This window comes from Bradyrhizobium sp. ORS 278, assembly GCF_000026145.1.
Lineage (GTDB): Bacteria > Pseudomonadota > Alphaproteobacteria > Rhizobiales > Xanthobacteraceae > Bradyrhizobium.
In genome coordinates this window covers 6,830,302-6,848,236 of the sequence record NC_009445.1, presented here as the reverse complement: position 1 = coordinate 6,848,236, position 17,935 = coordinate 6,830,302, and the positions used below count along the sequence as shown (strand labels likewise).

At 65.8% G+C, this 17,935-nt stretch carries 15 protein-coding genes; 10 read left to right on the top strand and 5 right to left on the bottom strand.

The window, feature by feature from the left end; translation table 11 throughout:
- Nucleotides 1-37: 37 nt before the first annotated feature.
- From BRADO_RS30615 to BRADO_RS30585, 7 genes are all read left to right on the top strand, one after another.
- Nucleotides 38-2,131 carry a TRAP transporter permease gene (locus BRADO_RS30615; protein WP_012030072.1) on the top strand — a complete coding sequence of 698 codons (2,094 nt, stop codon included), beginning with the start codon at nucleotides 38-40 and terminating at the stop codon, nucleotides 2,129-2,131.
- Nucleotides 2,128-2,502, top strand: a complete 375-nt coding sequence (locus BRADO_RS30610; RefSeq protein WP_012030071.1) for a DUF1850 domain-containing protein — start codon at nucleotides 2,128-2,130, stop codon at nucleotides 2,500-2,502. Before BRADO_RS30615 ends, BRADO_RS30610 begins: the two co-directional genes overlap by 4 nt.
- A gap of 19 nt (nucleotides 2,503-2,521) precedes the next feature.
- Entirely contained in the window at nucleotides 2,522-3,322 is an 801-nt protein-coding gene (locus tag BRADO_RS30605; protein WP_012030070.1) for an SDR family NAD(P)-dependent oxidoreductase, read from the top strand.
- Between the two features lie 69 nt (nucleotides 3,323-3,391).
- Nucleotides 3,392-4,162, top strand: a complete 771-nt coding sequence (locus tag BRADO_RS30600) for a tetratricopeptide repeat protein (protein WP_012030069.1) — start codon at nucleotides 3,392-3,394, stop codon at nucleotides 4,160-4,162.
- A gap of 260 nt (nucleotides 4,163-4,422) precedes the next feature.
- On the top strand, nucleotides 4,423-6,327 hold the full coding sequence (locus BRADO_RS30595; RefSeq protein WP_012030068.1) for a propionyl-CoA synthetase: 1,905 nt from the start codon (nucleotides 4,423-4,425) through the stop codon (nucleotides 6,325-6,327).
- A gap of 246 nt (nucleotides 6,328-6,573) precedes the next feature.
- Entirely contained in the window at nucleotides 6,574-6,846 is a 273-nt protein-coding gene (locus BRADO_RS30590; RefSeq protein ID WP_050781059.1) for a hypothetical protein, read from the top strand.
- 194 nt (nucleotides 6,847-7,040) lie between these two features.
- Complete coding sequence (locus tag BRADO_RS30585) at nucleotides 7,041-7,772, top strand: OmpW family protein (RefSeq protein WP_012030066.1); 732 nt, start codon at nucleotides 7,041-7,043, stop codon at nucleotides 7,770-7,772.
- Nucleotides 7,773-8,075: 303 nt separating this feature from the next.
- On the opposite strand, the gene BRADO_RS30580 is transcribed toward BRADO_RS30585, so the two are convergent.
- On the bottom strand, nucleotides 8,076-8,771 hold the full coding sequence (locus BRADO_RS30580) for a DUF1013 domain-containing protein (RefSeq protein WP_009030002.1): 696 nt from the start codon (nucleotides 8,769-8,771) through the stop codon (nucleotides 8,076-8,078).
- Nucleotides 8,772-9,038: 267 nt separating this feature from the next.
- Between BRADO_RS30580 and ispH the strand changes: the two genes are divergently transcribed.
- The 3 genes from ispH (at nucleotide 9,039) to rnhA (ending at nucleotide 11,586) form a co-directional block, all read left to right on the top strand.
- Nucleotides 9,039-10,007: a 4-hydroxy-3-methylbut-2-enyl diphosphate reductase gene (ispH, locus tag BRADO_RS30575; protein WP_035660134.1), complete on the top strand. Its 969-nt coding sequence runs from the start codon at nucleotides 9,039-9,041 to the stop codon at nucleotides 10,005-10,007.
- A 146-nt stretch (nucleotides 10,008-10,153) separates the two neighbouring features.
- Nucleotides 10,154-11,125 (top strand): homoserine kinase, encoded by a 972-nt coding sequence (locus BRADO_RS30570; protein ID WP_012030065.1) that lies wholly within the window; start codon nucleotides 10,154-10,156, stop codon nucleotides 11,123-11,125.
- Nucleotides 11,116-11,586 carry a ribonuclease HI gene (gene rnhA / locus BRADO_RS30565; protein WP_173363534.1) on the top strand — a complete coding sequence of 157 codons (471 nt, stop codon included), beginning with the start codon at nucleotides 11,116-11,118 and terminating at the stop codon, nucleotides 11,584-11,586. The genes BRADO_RS30570 and rnhA overlap by 10 nt, the downstream gene beginning before the upstream one ends.
- Nucleotides 11,587-11,956: 370 nt before the next feature.
- On the opposite strand, the gene BRADO_RS30560 is transcribed toward rnhA, so the two are convergent.
- From BRADO_RS30560 to BRADO_RS30545, 4 genes are all read right to left on the bottom strand, one after another.
- Nucleotides 11,957-12,442, bottom strand: a complete 486-nt coding sequence (locus BRADO_RS30560; RefSeq protein ID WP_041757173.1) for a peroxiredoxin — start codon at nucleotides 12,440-12,442, stop codon at nucleotides 11,957-11,959.
- A 128-nt stretch (nucleotides 12,443-12,570) separates the two neighbouring features.
- Nucleotides 12,571-14,262, bottom strand: coding sequence for a long-chain fatty acid--CoA ligase (locus tag BRADO_RS30555; protein WP_012030064.1), 1,692 nt, complete (start codon nucleotides 14,260-14,262; stop codon nucleotides 12,571-12,573).
- A gap of 190 nt (nucleotides 14,263-14,452) precedes the next feature.
- Nucleotides 14,453-15,883 (bottom strand): serine hydrolase, encoded by a 1,431-nt coding sequence (locus BRADO_RS30550; RefSeq protein ID WP_012030063.1) that lies wholly within the window; start codon nucleotides 15,881-15,883, stop codon nucleotides 14,453-14,455.
- Between the two features lie 175 nt (nucleotides 15,884-16,058).
- The gene (locus BRADO_RS30545; RefSeq protein WP_012030062.1) at nucleotides 16,059-17,849 is read right to left on the bottom strand and encodes a glucan ABC transporter ATP-binding protein/ permease; all 1,791 of its coding nucleotides are present in this window, start codon (nucleotides 17,847-17,849) and stop codon (nucleotides 16,059-16,061) included.
- Nucleotides 17,850-17,935 lie beyond the last annotated feature (86 nt).

Sequence of the window (17,935 nt, the reverse complement as noted above, 5' to 3'; positions counted from 1 at the left end):
GCGCGTTGGGGGAATCATGACGATCGAAGCCGTGAACATGGAGACACCGGTCAAGGTCGAGTTCGACAATTTCGAGCACGGCTTTCCGGAGGGCTTCGGCCCGGGCCGCTGGGGCTATCTCGCCTACGGCATCGGCCTCGCCTTCGCGCTGTTCCAGCTCTACGTCGCCGCCTTCAACTATCTGCCGAGCCAGGTTGTGCGCGGCGTCCATGTCGGGTTCCTGCTGCTGCTTACCTTCGGCCTGATCGGCAACTTCACCGCCAAGACCGACGCCGGGCGGATCGCCGGCTGGGCGATCGGCGCGATAGGTTTTCTATGCGGCTTGTATCAGTGGATCTTCTACGCCGACCTGATCGCGCGTGACGGCGATCCGACGCGCGTCGATCTCGTGGTCGGAACCCTGCTGGCTGTGCTGATTTTCGAGGGCACTCGCCGCCTGATGGGCCTCGCGCTGCCGCTGATGTGCGGCGCCTGCCTGCTGTACTGGTTCTTCGGCCAGTATCTGCCATCGCCGCTGAACCACCGCGGCTATGATTTCGACCAGGTGATCACGCATCTGTCGTTCGGCACCGAGGGCTTCTACGGCGTGCCGATCTACGTCTCCGCGACCTACATCTTCCTGTTCATCCTGTTCGGCTCGTTCCTCGAGCATGCCGGCATGATCCAGCTTTTCACCGACGTCTCGCTCGGCCTGTTCGGGCGCACCCGCGGCGGTCCCGCCAAGGTCGCGGTGTTCGCCTCGGGCATGATGGGCACGATCTCCGGCTCGGGCGTCGCCAATGTCGTCACCGTCGGCCAATTCACCATTCCCCTGATGATCCGGTTCGGCTACCGCCGCGCCTTCGCCGCCGGCGTCGAGGCCACGGCGTCGATGGGCGGCCAGATCATGCCGCCGGTCATGGGCGCAGTCGCCTTCATCATGGCCGAGACGCTCGGCGTCGACTACTCGGTGATCGTCAAGGCGGCCGTCATCCCGGCGATCCTTTACTTCGCCTCCGCCTTCTGGATGGTGCATCTCGAAGCCGGTAAGCACGGCCTGACCGGCATGAAGCCGTCGGAAATCCCGAGCGCCTGGAAGGCGCTGGTGGCGCGCTGGTATCTCGTGCTGCCGCTCGCCGCGCTGGTCTACATGCTGTTCGAGGGCTTCACGCCGCTCTATGCGGGCTCGATGGGCCTCGCGCTGACCGTGGCGCTGATCCTGGGCACCTCGATCACGATGGGCTTCTCCAACCAGGTGCTCCGCTACGTGTTCTGGATCGGGCTTGCGCTCGTGGTCGGCGCGCTGTCGCGCAACGGCCTGCAGATCGTGCCGGTGGCCTCAGTGGTCGTGGCGCTCGTTGTCATCACCGGCTTTATGCGCGGCGGCATGGCGACCCTGCATGCCTGTCGTGACTCGCTCGCCGAAAGCGCCAAGTCTGCGCTCACCGTCGGCATGGCCTGCGCCATCGTCGGCGTCATCATCGGCATGATGACCCAGACCGGCGTCGGCTCGATCTTCGGCAGCTGGGTGATCGGTCTCGGCAAGACCAGCCTGTTCGCGGCGCTGATCATGACCATGCTGCTGTCGATCCTGCTGGGCACGGGCATTCCGACTATCCCAACCTACATCATCACCGCAGCGCTCGCCGCGCCCGCGCTCGCCAAGCTCGGCGTGCCGCTGATTGCGAGCCACATGTTCGCGTTCTACTACGGCATCATGGCGGACCTCTCGCCGCCGGTGGCGCTGGCGGCGCTGGCCGCCGCACCGATCGCCAAGGAGAATCCGGACAAGATCGGCTGGGAGGCGATGCGCATCGCGCTCGCCGGCTATGTCATTCCCTTCATCTTTGTCTACTCGCCGGCGCTAATGTTGCAGGCGGGCGATCCGATGGAGGCGCAACTCGGTTTCTATGGGGCGGTGGCGTATGCGTTCGTCAAGGCGCTGATCTCGATCGGCCTGTTCGGCATGGTCGCCATCGGCTTCCTGTACACTCGCATGACGGTGATCGAACGCCTGTTGTCATTCGTCGCATCGGTCTGCCTTCTCGGTGAATTCCCCTATAGCGACGTGCTGGGCTTCGTGCTGGCGGCGGCGATTGTCGCCTGGCAGTGGCGGCAGCGGCCGCCGGCGGCCGTGGTGGCCTCCGCTTGAGCCTCTGTCTGGCGTCATCCGGTGTGGTGAAGGCGCTGGCGCTGGCCGGCTTCACTTTGGCCTGGACGCATTCGGTCGAAAAGACCGGATGGCAGGAGGACTGGCGCGTGACGGCGGATGGCCTCCAACTGGTTGAGGCCCGCGTGAAGGGCTCCGGCGCCGGCATGGAGCCGCCGCCCGAGGCGCGGCTGGTCGACGGGTGGTACCAATGGTCCGTCGAGCGCGAGCCGCTGTCGCGGATCGTGCTCGCGAATTCCGGCGCAGCCGGCGAATGGCGGATCTGCAACGACGGGCGATGCCGGACGATCTCTGAGATCTTCGGCCATGAGATCGGCGCCGCGACGATCACGATGAGCGCCTGCGACGAATAACAAACAACGGGAGAACGCGATGGGACGTCTGGAGGGCAAGGTGGCGCTGGTGGTGGGCGCCGGCTCGATCGGACCGGGCTGGGGCAACGGCAAGGCCACGGCCGTGACGTTCGCGCGGCAGGGCGCAAGAGTGTTCTGCGTCGATCGCAACAGGGACGCCGCGGCTGAAACGGCTGCGATCATTGCAGGCGAGGGCGGCCAGGCCGAGGCCTACACCGCCGATGTCTCCAAGGCCGTTGAGGTGGAGGCGATGGTGAAGGCCTGCCTCACGGCCTATGACCGCATCGACGTGCTCGACAACAATGTCGGCATCGCCGAGATGGGCAGCGTCGTCGATGTCGAGGAGGCGGAGTGGGACCGCGTGTTCGCGGTCAACCTCAAGAGCGCCTATCTCGCCATGAAGCACGTCATTCCCGTGATGATCGGACAGGGCGGCGGCTCGATCATCAACATCTCCTCGGTGGCCTCGATCCGCCAGGTCGGCATCTCCTATGTCAGCTATGGCGCCAGCAAGGCGGCGATGAACCAGATGACGCGCACGACCGCGGTCGAATTCGCGCCGAAGCATGTCCGGGTCAATGCGATCCTGCCCGGGCTGATGAAGACGCCGATGGTCGAGCATTCGGCCGGTCTGGCGGCGAGCTACGCCAAGGGCGACGTCGAGGAGATGTGGCGGAAGCGCGATGCGCAGGTGCCGATGGGGCATATGGGCGATGCGTTCGACGTCGCCAACGCGGCGCTGTTCCTCGCCTCGGACGAATCGAAATACGTCACCGGAATCACGCTGGTGGTCGATGGCGGGCTCACCTGCCGCAGCTAGGCTGAGCGGATTGCATCGCGGCGCGGGCTGCGCCATATCCGTGCAAGGGCTATTTATCCGGATGTGACGATGCAGCCATGCCGCCGAGGAGCGGTCATCCTGGCCACGCTGACCGCCTGGCCGATCCTGCTCGCCGTCGAGGCATATGCCGTCGGCGCAGCCGAGCCTGCCAAGGAACCGGTGGTCGACGCCGCCGCCTGCATCGCCGCGTCCGAGGCGCAGGACGGCGACAAGGTGCTCACTGAGTGCGGTGCGCTGATCGACAATCCGAAGACTGCGAAGAGCGATCGTATCAACGCGCTGATCGCGCGTGCCTCGATCTACATCGTCAGGGGTGAGACCGATCGCGCCATCGCCGACTACGGCACGGCTTTGCAGCTCGATCCGACGCTGGCCAACATCTTCAACGCGCGCGGCGAACTGTACCGAAAGAAGGGAGACCGGCCGAAGGCGCTGGCTGATTTTGCTTCTGCCCTGCGGCTCAATCCGGATCACGTCGGCGCGCGCAGCAACTACCGCGCCCTCGCCCTCGAGCTCGAGCGTCTGGGCGCGCAGATGGCGGTGGCCGGCCGGCCGAGCTTCAATTGCGCGGCGGCGCGGCGCGCCGCCGAGAAGGCGATCTGCGCCGACCCGGAGCTTGCCAATCTCGATCGCGAGATCGACGGCTCGCATGCGCGGGCGGTGCGCGAGGCGCCGGGGCCGGCCGCGGCGCGAGCGCTGCAGCGTGAGCAGGACGCCTTCATCGCCCGCCGCAATGCCGATTTCGGCCGTAGCGGCTACGATCTGAAGAAGGCGATGCAGGACCGCCTTCGGCGGCTGAACGGCGCCGACGGCTACTAGGCCACCATCAGGCGCGCGCGACTGTTCGCGCCTGCGGACGAGGGCACGCACCGCGTACTTCCTTGCGGGTCCCCTGCACGCTCAGGCCTGGCTAAGACCTTTGTCTAGGCCGAGGGGCCGCAGCGCGCAGCGCGAGGCTCCGGATCGGAAAATGACCTGCCCGCACGCCCGTGCCTGATCTGGATCAATTCATGATGGCTTGAACTGTCGCTTTGTCCCGGACAATAGTTGGGAATAAACACAGATCTTGGGGAAACGTCATGAGCGCTGCGAGCCGCTATCACGAGGTCCATGCCCGGTCGCTGCAGGATCCGGAAGGGTTCTGGGCCGAGGCCGCCCGCGCGATCGACTGGATCGAGCCGGCCAAGACAATCTTCGATCCCTCGATGGGCGCCTATGGCCGCTGGTTCGCCGGCGCCGTCGTCAACACCTGCTTCAACGCGCTCGACCGCCACGTCGCCGCCGGCCGCGGCGAGCAGCTGGCTCTGATTCATGATTCGCCGCTGACGAATTCCGTCACCAGGATCACCTATGCCGAGATGCTGAAGGAGGTACAGACGCTCGCCGCCATCATGCAGGATTTCGGCGTCGGCAAGGGTGACCGCGTCATCCTCTACATGCCGATGGTGCCGGAGGCGATGGTCGCGATGCTCGCCTGCGCGCGCATCGGCGCGGTGCATTCAGTGGTGTTCGGCGGCTTCGCGGCCAAGGAGCTCGCGACCCGCATCGACGACGCGACCCCGAAGCTGGTGCTGTCGGCGAGCTGCGGCATCGAGCCCGGCCGCATCGTGCAATACAAGCCGCTGCTCGACCAGGCGATCGAGCTTGCCGACAAGCGGCCGCAGGCCTGCATCATCCTGCAGCGGCCGGAGCATGTCTGCGAGCTCAAGCCCGGCCGCGACTACGACTGGGCGGCGCTGCGCAAATCCGCAATCGCCAACGGCAAGCTCGCGCCTTGCGTGCCCGTGCTCGCGACCGATCCGCTCTACATCCTCTACACCTCCGGCACCACCGGCAAGCCGAAGGGCGTCGTGCGCGACAATGGCGGTCACCTCGTCGCGCTGAAATGGTCGATGGAGAATCTCTACGGCATCAAGCCCGGCGAGGTCTGGTGGTGCGGCTCCGACATCGGCTGGGTCGTGGGCCACAGCTACATCATCTACGGGCCGCTGATTCACGGCGCGACCTCGGTGATGTATGAGGGCAAGCCGGTCGGCACGCCCGATGCCGGCGCGTTCTGGCGCGTCATCGCCGACCACAAGGCCGTCGCGCTGTTCACCGCGCCCACGGCGTTCCGCGCGATCCGCAAGGAAGACCCGGAAGGGACGTTGCTGAGCAAGTATGATCTGTCGCAGTTCCGCACGCTGTTCCTGGCCGGGGAGCGCGCCGACCCGCCGACGGTGGAATGGGCCGAGCAGCAGCTCAAGGTGCCGGTGATCGATCATTGGTGGCAGACCGAGACCGGCTGGTGCATCGCCGGCAACCCGGTGGGCCTCGGCCTCTTACCGGTCAAGCATGGGTCTCCGACGGTGCCGATGCCGGGCTATCAGGTCGATATCGTCGACGAGGCAGCGAAGCCGGTGCCTGCCAACACAATGGGCTCGATCGTGATCAAGCTGCCGATGCCCCCTGGTTGTCTGCCGACGCTGTGGCAGCAGGAGGATCGCTTCAAGGAATCCTACCTCAGCGAATTCCCCGGCTACTACAAGACCTCCGATGCCGGCTTCAAGGATGAGGACGGCTATGTCTTCGTCATGGGCCGCACCGACGACATCATCAACGTTGCCGGCCATCGGCTGTCGACCGGCGGCATGGAGGAAATCCTGGCGTCGCATCCCGATGTCGCCGAATGCGCCGTGCTCGGCATCAAGGACGCGATCAAGGGCGAGGTGCCCTGCGGCTTCCTGGTGCTCAAGGCCGGGGTCTCGCGCAGCCCGTCGGTGATCGAGAAGGAGATCGTCGCGCTGGTGCGCGACAAGCTCGGCCCGGTCGCGGCGTTCAAGCTCGCCATCACCGTCGGCCGCCTGCCGAAGACACGCTCCGGCAAGATCCTGCGCGGCACCATCAAGAAGATCGCCGACGGCGAGCAGTGGAGCATGCCGGCCACGATCGAGGACCCCAAGGTTCTCGAGGAGATCGGCGAGGCGCTGAAAAGCCGGGTGTAGAGCGAGCGCTAGCGTTCGCCCGTTTCCACGTCGTCATGGCCGGGCTTGTCCCGGCCATCCACGTCGAGCGGCCCCTTGGGAACGACGTGGATGCCCGTGACGGGCCCGGGCATGACCGAGTAACTAACTGGTCATCTCGTTTGTCGCGCCTTCCTCGCAGCCTCGTATGCGATTCCCAGGGCTTGACCCTGGCCGCCAATGCCGTCAAGCAACGGCTGAGCCCGATGGACGAGAATGGACCCTTCGATGCGACAGACCTCCGCCCGCTTTGCTCTGGTGCTGACGGCCGCGCTCTCGCTCGCCGCCTGCGCCTCTCGCAATCAGGGCGCCGCGGTGGCGCTCGGCAATGATGATGACGATGCGGTCTGTCAAGCCGGCGGCAAGGTCGCGCCGGGCTCGGCCGAATATGTCGCGTGCCGCAAGGATCGCGACGTGCAGCGGCAGCGGGCGGAAGCTCGTGCGGATCGCCGTCAGCGCGATCTCGGCGAATATATGATGAACCATCCAGATCGACCCTGACCGCGACTGCAACCGCCTCTCATGGCGCGTGTTGCCCATGCAACAGTCTGACGACATCGGCGCTGCAACAACGTCGATTGATTGAGATCAAATCCAATCGAATGGTGTCCCTGCCACATCTGTGACCGCAAGAGCGCGGCTTGTCCGCGCGGATTGAGCGGACGTGCAGCTCAAGTGTGGCTATGGGGACCTCGATGAATAGAACCTTCCAACTCTCGTCGTCGCTGCTGGTGCTGGCGGCGATCTGCGGCGCCATGGGCTCTGCGCAAGCGGCCGACCTGGAGGCGGCGCCAGTCATCACCAAGGCTCCGGTGATCGAGGCATGGAATCCCTGGATGATCCGCGTCCGCGCGCTCGGCGTGCTGCCGGATGCCGGCGGGTCGACCCTCAACGTGACCGGCGTGCCGGCGCTGTCGTCGCCGAACTCGAGCCTGAAAATCTCCAATCAGGTCGTTCCCGAGCTCGACATCAGCTACTTCTTCACCAGGAACATCGCGGCCGAGCTGATCCTCGGCGTCACCAGGCATTCGATCAGCGGCACCGGCGCGCTTGATGGCCTCAACATCGGCAAGGCCTGGCTGCTGCCGCCGACGCTGACCCTGCAATATCACTTCACCGATTTCGGCGCCTTCAAGCCCTATGTCGGCGCCGGCGTGAACTACACGGTGTTCTTCAACCAGAGCGCCGCCAACCAGGTGGTCAACGGTCTCGCTGTCACCAACCTGAAGATCTCGAACCAGTGGGGCGCCGCGGTCCAGTTCGGCTTCGACTACATGCTCGACAAGCATTGGGGCCTGAACGTCGACGTCAAGAAGCTGTGGCTGCAGCCGAACTACTCGGCGACCGTCAACGGCGTCATCCCCGTCACCGGCCGCGCCAACATCGACCCCTGGCTGGTCGGTGCCGGCGTCACCTACAAGTTCTGATTGCTAGCGTTCCTTCCAGACTTGAATGGCGCCGGTTGACCGGCGCCATTTTTTTCGAGGGAAGATTGCTGCTCGCGGATTTGAGTGTGGCGGGGATCTCGCGCCGCCCCATCGTCGTCGTCCCGGCCTTGAGCCGGGACCCAAACGCCGCAGCGGGTGAGGAAAGGGGCGCTGAGTCACGGCCAGCTCGGGCCGCAATGTAAGCCGGTGGTCATGGGTCCCGGCTGTCGCCGGGACGACACCGTTGGTGGAGCGGCTGCCCGCGAGTGACGCGGGAAGGCCGGGACGATGCCGAGAGTGATCCTACTCCTCGTCCTCGTCGTGCTTCTTGCCGCCGATGGTCTTGAGCTTGGCGAACACCGCGTCGACGTTGAGGTCGTCCTCGTCGCGCCCGGCGGGCTCGTACTCGTCCTTGCGGGTGGTCTCGGAGGCCGGCAGCAGCGTGGCGCCGCTGTAATTGGCGTCGAGCGGCTTTTCCTTTGCGGCGCGCTGCACCTCGAAATCGAGCTCGATCTGCGAGCACAGGCCGAGCGTCACCGGGTCCATCGGGGTCAAAGTCTGCGCGTTCCAATGGGTGCGGTCGCGGACGCTGGCAATGGTGGTCTTGGTGGTGCCGACCAGCCGCATGATCTGCGCGTCCTTGAGCTCGGGGTGGTTGCGCACCAGCCAGAGGATGGCGCTCGGGCGCTCATGGCGGCGCGAGACCGGGGTGTAGCGCGGGCCCTTGCGCTTCGGCTGCGGCGGCAGCACGACCTTGCTCTCCTGCAGACGGAGCCGGTAATTGGGGTCGCGCTCGGCCTTTTCGATCTCCTCGCGGGTGAGCTGGCCGGTCGAGATCGGGTCCATGCCCTTGATGCCCTGGGCGGCGTCGCCGTCGGCAATGGCGCGCACCTCCAGCGGGTGCATCTTGGTAAAATCGGCGACCTGGTCGAAGGTCAGCGCGGTATTGTCGACCAGCCACACGGCAGTTGCCTTCGGCATCAGCGGGGCGTTGCTCATGGCAAATCTCCTTTGTGCTCCGCCCCGGCCCTGGGAGGCGAAACCTGCGGTCATCGGCGATGACGGGGAATTCGCCCTATATAAGCCGTCCCGGGGGCGGGGCGCAATGGCCTGACGAAAACGGCCTTGACAGCGCTCCAAAGCAGTCCCAAGTCCTACCCAAACACGTCTCTCACTCGAAGCCGTGACGTTTCGACCGCCCCCGCTTGCCGGCCCGGGGTGCCCCGGTCGCCGCAACAAGCCCGCACAGATCAGCTCAGACCGCCCATGGCAGCTAAACCAGACCTCAAAATCGTGCTCTGCTCGCCGCGCGGCTTCTGTGCCGGCGTGGTCCGCGCCATCGATACCGTGGAACGGGCGCTCGCCATCTATGGCGCCCCGGTCTATGTCCGGCACGAGATCGTGCACAATAAATACGTCGTCGACAGCCTGAAGACCAAGGGCGCGATCTTCGTCGAGGAACTGGCCGAGATCCCCGACAATACCAATGCACCGGTGGTGTTCTCGGCCCACGGCGTGCCGAAATCGGTTCCCGCCGAGGCCCAGGCGCGCAATTTCTTCTCGCTCGACGCGACCTGCCCGCTGGTCACCAAGGTGCACCGCGAGGCCGCCATTCACTTCAAGCGCGGCCGCGAGATCCTGCTGATCGGCCATTCCCATCACCCGGAGGTAGTCGGCACCGTCGGCCAGCTGCCGCCGGGCGCCGTGACCCTGATCGAGACCGCCGAGGATGCCGCGACCTTCACCCCGAAGGATCCGAACAACCTCGCTTTCGTCACCCAGACCACGCTGTCGATCGACGATACCGCCGACATCGTGGCCGTGCTCAAGGGCCGCTTCCCGAACATCTCCGGCCCGCACAAGGAAGACATCTGCTACGCCACCACCAACCGCCAGCTGGCGGTGAAGAAGGTGGCCCCGGTGGTCGACGCCCTGATCGTGGTCGGCGCGCCGAACTCGTCGAACTCGCAGCGCCTGCGCGAGGTCGCCGAGCGCGAGGGCTGCCCGATCGCGGTGCTGGCGCAGCGCGCCTCGGATATCGACTGGGCGCGCTTCGAGGGCATCAAGAGCCTCGGCATCACCGCCGGCGCCTCGGCCCCCGAGGTGATCGTCGAGGAGATCATGGGCGCGTTTGCCGAGCGCTACGTGCTGCATGTCGAGACCGTCTCCGCCGCGGAAGAAAACGAATTCTTCCCGCTGCCGCGCTCGCTGCGCCCGGAAGCGGCCGCCGAGTAGGCCGGCGGTTCTTTTCCACCCGCCGGCGGGCCATCGGCCTTGAACGCGACGCCCGCATGCGCGATGAAGGCGCAACGGGCCTGTCCGGTGACGAAGTTCGCAGCGGAGAGGCGGGGGCAGGCGAACTTCGATAACCGGGACATCGCATGGCGGTCTATACCGACGTCGCCGCCGACGAGCTTGCGGACTTCCTCAAGACCTACGACATCGGCGAGCTGCTCTCCTACAAGGGCATCGCCGAGGGCGTCGAGAACTCCAACTTCCTGCTGCACACCACGAAGGGCTCCTACATCCTCACGCTCTATGAGAAGCGCGTGGCGGTGGACGATCTGCCGTATTTTCTGGGCCTGATGGCCCATCTCGCCGAGCGCGGCGTCAACTGCCCGCAGCCGGCGCGCAACCGCGACGGCGCGGTGTATTCCAGCCTGGCCGGCCGGCCGGCGGCGATCATCAACTTTCTCGAAGGGATGTGGCCGCGCAAGCCGGCCGTCGTGCATTGCGCAGGCGTTGGCGAGGCGCTGGCGCGGATGCATTTGGCTGGGCGCGACTTCCCGCTGGTGCGCAAGAACCCGCTGTCGGTGTCCGGCTGGCAATCGCTGTTCGCCCAGGCGGCCGATCGCGCCGACACGGTGCAGGCCGGCCTGTCCGCGCTGCTCTCGACCGAGTTGGACTACCTTGCGCGCGCCTGGCCGACAGATCTGCCGGAAGGCGTCATTCACGCCGACCTGTTTCCGGACAACGTCTTCTTCCTCGGCGACCATCTGTCCGGACTGATCGACTTCCCGTTCTCCTGCAACGACATCCTCGCCTATGACGTGGCGATCTGCCTGAACGCCTGGTGCTTCGAGGCCGACCATTCGCTCAACGTCACCAAGGCGCGCGCCTTCTTCAATGCGTATGGCCGCGCGCGGCCGCTGTCGGACGCGGAGCTGGAGGCGCTGCCGCTGCTCGCGCGCGGCGCCGCGATCCGCTTCCTGCTGACGCGGCTGGTCGACTGGCTCAACGTGCCCGCGGGCGCGCTGGTGAAGCCGAAGGATCCGCTCGAATATGTCCGCAAGCTGCGCTTCCATCAGGCGGTGACCAGCGCGCGCGACTACGGCATCGGAGCATCCGCATGAGCGAGCTTCCGGTCGTCAGCATCTTCACCGACGGCGCCTGCTCCGGAAATCCCGGCCCTGGCGGCTGGGGCGCGATCCTGCGCTTCGGCGACAAGGAGAAGGAGCTCAAGGGCGGCGAGCCGCATACCACGAACAACCGCATGGAGCTGATGGCGGCGATCTCGGCGCTGGAGGCGCTGAAGAAGTCGTGCCAGGTCGAGCTTTACACCGACAGCCAATATGTCCGGCAGGGCATCACCGGCTGGATCCACGGCTGGAAGCGCAACGGCTGGAAGACCGCCGACAAGAAGCCGGTCAAGAACGCCGAACTCTGGCAACGCCTCGATGCCGCGCTGAAACCGCACAAGATCAACTGGCACTGGGTCAAGGGCCACGCCGGCCATCCCGAGAACGAGCGCGCCGACCAATTGGCGCGTGATGGCGTGGCGATGGCGCGGATGCAGAAGAACGTGCGGAGCTGATGAGCTAGTAAGGCGGTGTCGCCTCAACCAAAGCCGTCATCGCCCGGCTTGACCGGGCGATCCAGTATTCACCAGCAGTCGTGTTCAACCGAGAGGCCGCGGCGTACTGGATTCCCCGCCTCCGCGGGGAATGACGTCGGTGGTGAAGAGGCGGTGTGCCTCGATCCTGACGAGCCGGGATCAGCGAGCGAGCTTGCCGCAGTCCTTCCCTCACACTCCGCTGTCATCGCCCGGCTTGACCGGGCGATCCAGTATTCACGAGCAGTCGTGTTCAACCGAGAGGCCGCGGCGTACTCGATTCCCCGCTTTCGCAGGGAATGACACCGATGGTGGGGAGGCCGTGTGCCTCAAGCTCGATAGATCGATCAGCTCACAGCTGCCCCAGCAGCGTGTCGCCGCCGGAGACTTCGACCTTGCCCGGGGCGGCTTCGAGGTTCAGCTTGGTCACCTTGCCGTCCTCGACCAGCATCGAGTAGCGCTTGGAGCGGATGCCCAGCCCGGCGCCGGAGGCGTCGAGCTCCATGCCGATGGCCTTGGTGAACTCCGCATTGCCGTCGGCCAGGAACACCGCCTCGTCGCGCTGGTCGGTGTCGCGCTTCCAGGCATTCATCACGAAGGCGTCGTTGACCGAGACGATCGCGATGGTGTCGACGCCCTTGTCCTTCAGCGCATAGGCGTTGAGGAAGATGCTGGGCAGATGCATCTTGTGGCAGGTGCCGGTGTAGGCGCCGGGGACCGCGAACAGCGCGACCTTCTTGCCCTTGAAGATGTCGTCGGTGGTTTTGACCTGCGGGCCTTCGCCGGTCATGACGCGGAACTGAGCCTGCGGCAGCTGATCGCCTACCTGAATAGTCATTGGAATAACTCCTTCCCCTGGATATCGTTTGCGCTTGGCGCGCTACACTATGCGGCGGGCGGCAAACGGCAACGGCCCGCCCCGATCACGACTCCGTCATCGCACAACGGTGCCGCGCCGCCAACGGATCAAGCCGCGGCCGCCGGATTCTTCTTCTCGTCCCGCAGCTCGCGGCGCAGGATCTTGCCGACATTGGTCTTCGGCAGCTCGGTCCTGAACTCGATCTGCTTCGGCACCTTGTAGTTCGTCAGCTGCTCGTGGCAGTGCTTGACGATGTCCTCGGCGGTGAGACCCGGGTCCTTCTTGACGACGAACGCCTTGACGACCTCGCCGGTCTTCTCGTCGGGCAGGCCAATGACGGCTGTCTCCAGCACGCCCGGATGGGTCGCGATGACCTCCTCGACCTCGTTCGGATAGACGTTGAAGCCGGAAACCAGGATCATGTCCTTCTTGCGGTCCACGATCTTCACCGAGCCGTCGGCAGCCATGATGCCGACATCGCCGGTGCGGAAGAAGCCGTCCGCGGTCATCACCTTGGCGGTCTCGTCGGGCCTGTTCCAATAGCCGGCCATCACCTGCGGACCCTTGGCGCAGATCTCGCCGGCCTGTCCCAGCGGCACCTCGTTGCCGTCATCGTCGCGGATCGACAACCAGGTCGAGGGCAGCGGCAGGCCGATCGTGCCGGTGAACTCGGTGGCGGTCGGCAGGTTGCAGGTCAGCACCGGCGCGGTCTCCGACAGGCCATAGCCTTCGGCGATGCTGCAGCCGGTCACCTGCTTCCACTGCTCGGCAACGGGGCGCTGCACGGCCATGCCGCCGCCGTTGGAGACTTTCAGCTTGGAGAAGTCGAGCTTCCGGAAATCGGGATGCTGCAGCAGGCCGTTGTAGAGCGTGTTGACGGCCGGGAAGTTGTTGACCTGATACTTCATCAGCTCCTTGATGAAGCCGGGAATGTCGCGCGGGTTGGGAATCAGCAGGTTGGCGCCACCGGCGCGCACCGCGAGCAGGAAGCAGCAGGTCAGCGCGAAGATGTGATAGAGCGGCAGCGCGCAGACGATCAGGAGCTGATCGACATGCGGCGGCTTGTCCATCACCGGCTGCAGCCAGGCATCGTTCTGCAGCACGTTGGCAACGACGTTGCGATGGAGCAGCGTGGCGCCCTTGGAAACGCCGGTGGTGCCGCCGGTATATTGCAGGAAGGCGGCATCATCGGGCCCAATGGTGGGCTTGTGGAAGCGCTTGCCGCGGCCGGTGGCGAGCGCGTCGTTGAACGGCACCGCGCCCGGCAGCGAGAACGCCGGCACCATCTTCTTCAGCCGGCGCACGACGAGATTGACGATCACGCCCTTGAAGCCGAGCAAGTCGCCCATGCTGGCGACTACGATGTGCTTGACCTGGGTGTGGCCGACGACCTGCTGCACCGTGTGCGCGAAGTTCTCCAGAACGATGATCGCCTCGGCGCCGGAATCCTTGAGCTGATGCTCGAGCTCGCGCGGCGTATACAGCGGATTGACGTTGACCACGGTGTAGCCGGCGCGCAGCACCGCTGATATCGCGATCGGGTACTGCAGCACGTTCGGCATCATCAGCGCCACGCGGGCGCCCTTGGCCAATCCCAGGCCCTGCAGATAGGCGCCCATCGCGACCGACATCTCGTCGAGCTCGCGATAGCTGATCGCCTTGTCCATGCAGATGAAGGCGCGGCGGTTGGCGAATTTTTTGAAGCTCTCCTCCAGCAGCTCGACCAGCGATGGGTATTTGCTGGGGTCGATATCGGCGGGAACGCCGGCTGGATAGTGCTTGAGCCAGATGCGCTCCATGAACCTTCCTCTCCTGATCGTCTCTTTGGTGATCGTGTTTTTGGTCGCTTGCGGGTCTGCGGCGCCGGTCGGTTCCGGGCGGCATGCGGCGGCCAAAATCTCACCTCCGGCCGGCCAAGGCAAGCGGCCGGGACCTCGTCGAAGGAGGAAGGTGAATGCGCTTGGGGGCGCCCGCGGGTTCGCTCCGCGATCAGCCGTCCTTCGGCGCCGGCTTGCCGTCGGTCTTCGGCCTGGCGGCTGCCTTGGGCTTGGCCGGCTTGGCCGCGGTGTCGGAGGCCGGCTTGTCCGCAGATTTCGCGCCCGTGTCGTGCTTGGCGGCGACGTGGCGTGCCGTGGCCGACTTGGCGTCGGCGGTCTTCGAATCAGGCTTGCCGGCCGGCTTGGCCTCACTGCCGGTCTTGCCATCAGACTTGGCCGCCGTGTGCGTCGCCGGCTTGGCGTCGGTCTTCCCGGCGGCATGCGCCTTCTTGCCGCGGTGCTTGGGCGGGGTCTGGGCATCGGCGTCAGCCGCGACGGCGGCGATCAGCGCAGGACCGGTACGGGTCGGGCCGGTATAGACCAGCACGGGCTCGGACGGCGCAGGCGCTGCTGCCAGGATCTCCGACGGCTTCAGCGCCGGCGCCTGCAGCCCGGCGAGCAGCGTCCCGCCGGTGGTCGTCTCGCCCTCGTTGCTCGCCTCCTCGCCGTCGTCATCGCTGGCGGGCCGGTGCCGGCGGCCGCTGCACATGTCATCGCGCAGGTTCGGCGGGGTGGCGTCAACCGGCACCAGCTGCTCGACATTGCCGAGCGGCGCCTTGAGCCAGCTGAGTTGATTGGTGTTGAAGCCGCGATCGAGCATCTGGATCGCGCGCACCGCGCGCATCTGGCCTGAGGAGGCGCCAAGCACGACCGCGATCAGGCGCTTGCCGTTGCGGGTGGCGGACGCCACCAGATTGTAGCCGGAGGCGCAGATGAAGCCGGTCTTGAAGCCGTCGGCGCCGGGATAGCGCCCGATCAGCCGGTTGAAGTTCTGCACCACCCGGCGGCCGTAGCGGATCGAGGGGATGTGGACGAAATATTCGTATTCCGGCAGGTCGCGAATGATGGCGCGCGCCAGGATCGCGAGGTCGCGGGCCGAGGTGATCTGGCCGTCGGCGGGCAGGCCGTTCGGATTGACGTAGCTCGTCTGGGTCATGCCGAGCCGCTGCGCGGTCTCGTTCATCATGATCGAGAAGCCGTCGATCGAGCCGCCGATGCCTTCCGCCAGCACGACAGCCATGTCGTTGGCCGACTTCACCAGCATCATCTTCAGTGCGTTGTCGACGGTGACCTGTGTGCCCGGCCGGTAGCCCATCTTCGAGGGCGATTGCGACGCCGCGGTCGGCGACACCGTCAGCAGCGTGTCGAGCGAGGCCTTGCCGTCCTTCACCGCCTTCAGCGTGACATAGGCCGTCATCAGCTTGGTGACGGAGGCGGGGTACCAGGGATAGGTCGCGTTCTGCGCCTCGAGCACCTTGCCGGTGTCGGCCTCGACGAGCAGAAGCGCCTCGGCATGGGCCATACGCGGCGCGAGCATTAGCGCGGCAGCAACAGCGATGATCTTCAGCGGGGAATAGCGGAACAACAGGCGAAGCGTCTGCACTGGTCTGGTCCGGTCCTTTGAGAACCCGCCTCGCGCGAGCGAGGTGGGCAAACGGGCTTTCGGGTTTCAAGCGTGTCCGGCGCCGCTTTGGTTGCGGCAGGTCGCGAACCTATACCGGCTCGATGCTGGTTAACAGGGCCCAGCCATTCAATTCCACGATGAAAGCGTCCCGCGATCAGGCCTTGACCGTTGAGCCTTCGCTTTCAGGCGCGGTGAGAGTCGCGCGCGCATTCTCCTGCACCATGAATTGGGCCTTTGCGAGTTCCGCGAAATGGCCGCCTCTGGCGACGAGTTCATCGAACGTTCCGCTTTCGATCACGCGTCCGTTCTCGAACACCAGGATCCGTGTCGCGTTGCGGATCGTCGAGAGCCGGTGGGCGATCACGAAAGTCGTGCGGCCCTTCATCACCTCGTCGAGCGCAGCGTTGAGCTTGGCCTCGGTCACGGCATCGAGCGCCGACGTCGCCTCGTCGAGAATCAGGATCGGCGGATCCTTCAACAGCGCACGCGCGATGGATAGCCGCTGACGTTCGCCACCCGACAGCATGCGGCCGCGCTCGCCGGCATTGGTGTCAAATCCCTGCTCGGCGCGGTCGATGAACTCGAGCGCCTGGGCACGGGCGGCTGCGGTGCGCAATTCCTCGTCCGTGGCATCGGGCTTGCCGACCAGGAGGTTCTCGCGGATCGAGCGATTGAACAGCAGTGCTTCCTGGAACACGACGCCGATGTTCCGGCGCAGCGTTGCCAGCTTCAGCCCGCGGACGTCCATGCCATCGATTTTGATGAACCCGGACTGCGGATCGAAGGCGCGATGCAGCAGCGCGATCGCGGTCGACTTGCCGGCGCCGGTCGGGCCGACCAGTGCGATGGTCTGGCCGGGCAGGGCGGTGAAGGTGAGATCCTCCACCGCCGGGCGCTTGCCGTCATAGGAGAACGACACGTCGTTGAACTCGACGAGGCCGGAGAGCCGGCCGACGTCGATCGCGTCGGGCCGGTCGCGCACCGCGGGCACCGCATCGAGCACAGTGAAGAACTCGGCGAGCCGCGGCGCCTCCATGAACACGTTGTTGATGAACGACACGACCTGCTCGAGCTTCTGGATCAGCATGGTCGCGAACGACACGAACATCACGATCTCGCCGACCGAGGTCAGCCCGGCCTGGTGCAGGGCGATGCCGAGCGTGAAGATCGCGAGCACCGTGATCGTGGTCGAGGCGCGCGTGATCACGGTGACCAGCGCCCACCAGCCGAGCACCGGCATCTGCACCGACAGCAATTGGCCGGCGACGTGGCGCAGGCCCTGCACCTCGGCATCGATGCGCACGAAGCTCTGCACCAGCGCGACATTGCCGAGCGCGTCGGAGGCGCGCGCGGACAGATTGCTGTAGTGCTCCTCGACCTCGCTCTGCATGCCGTAGGTCTTGCGCACGACGAGCGTCGTCAGCACGGTGAACACCACGCACAGCACGAACAAGAGGATCGCGAGCCGCCAGTTGAGATACAGCGACAGCGGCAGCAGCACGATCACCGACATGATCGCCGCGAAATGCTCGCGGAAGAACGACAGCCAGAGATGCCACAGCGCATCGGTGCCGTTGATCATCACCTTCATCAGCCGCCCCGAATGCGTACCCGAGTGGAACGTCAGCGGCAGCTGCAGGATGTGCTCGAAATAGCTGGTCAGCACCGCATGGCGCTGGCGATGGGCCAGCCGGTCGGCCTGCAGTGCGACCCAGGCGCTGGCGAGAATCGTGAACAGCCCGAAGCCCGCCCAGGCCGCGAGCAGCGGCCAGGCCGTGCTGGTCGAGGCGCTTGCGGACAGCGAATCGACAATGCGTCCGAACAGCACCGGCTCGGCGAACTGCGCCACCGCCAAAGCGAGGTTGGCGATCGCCACGATCCAGCCCAGCCGCGCCTCCTTGCCGAGCAGTTGGAGCACGCGGACATAGATGCGAAGCAGGGACATCGGCGAGGCGCTTTTCGATCAGGCAGAGGCGGAGGGGGGCGCCGACGGCGCGTGGGCCATGTTAGCAAGGGATGGGCACCGGGTGA